Source organism: Mycobacterium sp. TH-M25, assembly GCF_057473665.1.
Genome location: NZ_JBYCLA010000429.1, coordinates 1 through 3,303, shown reverse-complemented (window position 1 = coordinate 3,303; position 3,303 = coordinate 1). Strand labels below are relative to the sequence as shown.

Here is a 3,303-nt window from a genome sequence, read left to right as displayed (position 1 = left end):
TTCATGCGTAATGCGCTGACGCCGTCCTCGTTGCCTCGGAAGTAGCACAGCCCCGATAAGGGTGGTGGCGCCTGGGTCGGCAGTAGTGCGGCAAGATCCGCATGGGCGTGTGCGCGAAGCGCGACGGTTGGATAGTTCCGCACTAGCATCGGTATCCCGGCTAGTTGCCGAATCAATGAATGCGATCCATCGCACCCGATGATCACGTCGGCTGTAATGATTTGGCGTTGCCCGTTATTCGTCAAGGTGGTTACGCTGGGCCGGGCCGGGTTGAGGTCGATCGCTGCTACCCCGGCACGAAGTTCGATCGCGGGCTCAGCTGCGATCAGCTGGGCCGCTCGGTCAAGGAGGGCCTGTTGATCGAGATGGATTCGGAAGGGATGATTAGTGAGGTCGGCGAGCAACCGATAATCAAGCTCCGCGCGAATGTCTCCGCGGTTGTCGCGCCACTGCACCGAGGTCACGGCGACGGCGTCGGGGTCGGAAGCTAGCTCGATGCCGAGCGTTCGAAGGAGATCCAACGTTGACGGATGAAAAGTGGATGCTTGGGATGCGGTGATCAGCTTGTCGTTGCGCTCCACGAGGGTAACGGCAACGTTACTCTTGGCCAGTAGCAGCGCCGCCAGTGCTCCCACCGGACCTGCGCCGACGACAACCGCATGCGGGTTCATCACAACCCCGCCAATGGGTTTGGGTTATCCAACGTGAGTCGAAGCCAGGCCGCCCCACACGAGTTCGATGTGTAGAACTCTTGCCCAGTAAACTGCTGGGTCAACGTGGTGACAGCAGCTTGGGTGTGCAGCCCGGTGCCTACCAGGAGGATGGGTGTACCCAAGAGCTCGGCATCGCGCACGGCGGTGACGATGTCGTCGGTGCCAAGCTGATAAGGCGAACCAGCCGTCATGCCGGTGGTTTTGTCGACCACGCGGATCACCGAATCGATTTCGAAACCTGCACTGGTCCAGTATTTTTCAGATAGATCGGTGAGCCAATCGGGATGCGGGGACGCGATGGTGATGGTATTGATGCCGCGGTGGCGTAGCCAGGCGACAACTGCCACGGTGGTCGATACCGTAATTACACCGGTGCACTCTGACGCGGTGCGGCAGTCGCGCAGGTCGGCGTCAAAACCCTGAAGGTAGTGGTTGCCGCTGCAACAAGCCATGATCGCGTGCAGCGGCATGCTTCCGAAACTCATAAGACGGGAAGGCAACTCGGCGGCGTAGCGGTCGAGGCGTTGTCGCAGCCCGACATCGTGATACACGCCGTACCGGGCGGTCGAGAAGGCGAAGACGTCACCGCCTAGTGTCAGATAGTCGTCTTCTACTGCTGTGTTGGCCGGTGGCACGATCAGCCCGACGCGCGGCTTGCGCCGTTGTTCGCGAAGTGGACCCACATGGACGTCGGTTGCCACGGCCGAACCTTTCGGGCATCTTGCGGGGTCGATCCGAGGAGGCTCTCCGAAGTGTACCCGGGGCTCGCCCTTGTGCCGGGCGGATTTGCTCAGCGGTGGTGTTAGCGGCAGGTGGCTTCGATTTCGAAAGGCTTATGGACCTGCTGACCGGCATTGTCCACACCGCTGGCTGTCCCGGTGATTTGGTATGTGTTGCCGTTCTTGGTGGCACTGGCGTTCTCGCCGGGGACACCCTCGGTGAAAGCCATGACCACACCGTCGATGGTGCCGAGGCCGGCGTTGTGGACCACCGATGCGTCCGGCTCCAAGCCAACGATGACGCCGGTGATCATGTCACCGATCGCGATAGAGAACTTGCCGTTCGTCGTCGAGCACACGACTGGACCACTGACGTTTTGTGGCTGGCCGCCGATGGTGACCTTCGCTTCTCCGGCTGCTGCGGCGGCAGTGCTGCTCGACACGGTTGTGGGGCCCGAGCTGGTGGTTGCGCTCGACGACGTGGTCGTCCTTGACGACGGGGCGGGAGCCTGTGAGCCCCCGCTGCAGCCGGCCGCGCCGGCAACGATCGTGATGGCGCCGACGGCGACCAACAACTCATGCCTCACCAAAATTCTCCTTCGTCGGTGGTAACCCGCGATGGCCGCGTCGCTATTTGCGGCCGAGGTCGGCGATAAATCGCTGCGTCTGTTCCCAGGTCGGTAGTAGGCCAGACGCGCGTACGTCGTCAAGGTTGGGGGCTGCGGCATCGCGCTCGGACAAGTGCGGGCCAACGCCGTCAACCATCGGCCAGTCGATGGCCAGGGCCGGATCTGTGGCGCAGATGGTGTGCTCGCGCGTTGGGTTGTATTCCGCAGAGCATAGGTACATCACTGTCGAATTATCTTGCAGTGCAAGGAATCCATGTGCGAGACCCTCTGAGATATAGATGGTCTTCCGGTCGGAGTCGTTGAGCATAACGGAGGTCCAACGGCCGAAGGTTGGTGAGCCCAAACGGATATCGACGACGACATCGAACACCGAACCGGACACGCAGGTCACATATTTGGCTTGGCTCGGTGGCAGTTGCGCGAAATGCAGGCCACGCAGCACACCGGCCGAGGACACCGAGCAGTTGGCTTGTCGGACGTCTAAGCGGTGACCGGCGAATGCGCTGAACCCACTGTCTGTGAGCCATTCGAAGAACATTCCGCGGGAATCGCCATGAATGGTAGGGGTGATCTCCCAGGCGCCCGGGATGTCCAGTTCGCGGACATCCATTTTACTGACCTCGTTCTTCGTAGCGCGCTTCCGCGGCGTCCTTCAACGGTCGCCACCACGATTCGTTGTCGCGATACCAGTCAATGGTGGCGCGCAATCCCTCGTCAAAGTCCGTGTGCTTTGGTGCCCAGCATAATTCGTCGTACAGCGGGGTCGGGTCGATCGCGTACCGCAAGTCGTGGCCGATGCGGTCGGTGACGTGGTCGAAATCGTCGGGGTCTCGGCCCATCATCTGCAGCAGCGTGCGCAGCACGGTCAGGTTGTTGCGCTCGCCCTCGGCGCCGATGAGGTAGGTGCGGCCGATCTGGCCTTTCTCGAGGATTCGCCAGACGGCGCTGTTGTGGTCGTCGACGTGGATCCAGTCGCGGACGTTGGCACCGGTGCCGTACAACTTGGGCCGGCGCCCGGTGAGCACATTGGTGATCTGGCGCGGGATGAACTTCTCGACGTGCTGGTATGGCCCGTAGTTGTTGGAGCAGTTGGAAATCGTCGCCCGCACGCCGTAGGAGCGCACCCAGGCGCGGACCAACATGTCGCCGGCGGCTTTGGTTGCCGAGTACGGACTCGACGGGTTGTAGGGCGTTGACTCGGTAAATCTTGTCGGTTCGTCGAGCTCCAGGTCGCCATAAACC

6 protein-coding genes are annotated in these 3,303 nt (G+C 61.6%); 1 reads left to right on the top strand and 5 read right to left on the bottom strand.

Going from position 1 to position 3,303, the window contains the following annotated elements; translation table 11 throughout:
- The 3 genes from AC2VOU_RS14485 to AC2VOU_RS14475 form a co-directional block, all read right to left on the bottom strand.
- Positions 1-671: FAD-dependent oxidoreductase (locus AC2VOU_RS14485; RefSeq protein WP_486958000.1), on the bottom strand; the 671-nt coding region annotated here is incomplete at its 3' end.
- On the bottom strand, positions 671-1,414 hold the full coding sequence (locus AC2VOU_RS14480) for a hypothetical protein (protein ID WP_486957999.1): 744 nt from the start codon (positions 1,412-1,414) through the stop codon (positions 671-673). The genes AC2VOU_RS14485 and AC2VOU_RS14480, both read right to left, overlap by 1 nt.
- Before the next feature lie 101 nt (positions 1,415-1,515).
- Complete coding sequence (locus tag AC2VOU_RS14475; RefSeq protein ID WP_486958001.1) at positions 1,516-1,827, bottom strand: lipoprotein LpqH; 312 nt, start codon at positions 1,825-1,827, stop codon at positions 1,516-1,518.
- On the opposite strand from AC2VOU_RS14475, the gene AC2VOU_RS14470 reads away from it, so the two are divergent.
- Positions 1,739-2,044: a hypothetical protein gene (locus tag AC2VOU_RS14470; RefSeq protein ID WP_486958002.1), complete on the top strand. Its 306-nt coding sequence runs from the start codon at positions 1,739-1,741 to the stop codon at positions 2,042-2,044. The two genes, AC2VOU_RS14475 and AC2VOU_RS14470, sit on opposite strands and share 89 nt — an antisense overlap.
- A gap of 18 nt (positions 2,045-2,062) precedes the next feature.
- Here AC2VOU_RS14470 and rfbC read toward each other — a convergent pair whose 3' ends face one another.
- A complete protein-coding gene (rfbC, locus tag AC2VOU_RS14465; protein ID WP_054880632.1) occupies positions 2,063-2,671 on the bottom strand; it encodes a dTDP-4-dehydrorhamnose 3,5-epimerase in 609 nt (202 codons plus the stop codon).
- Position 2,672: 1 nt separating this feature from the next.
- Positions 2,673-3,303, bottom strand: a 631-nt coding sequence (locus AC2VOU_RS14460; protein ID WP_486957998.1) for a dTDP-glucose 4,6-dehydratase, incomplete at its 5' end; no start/stop codon positions are given.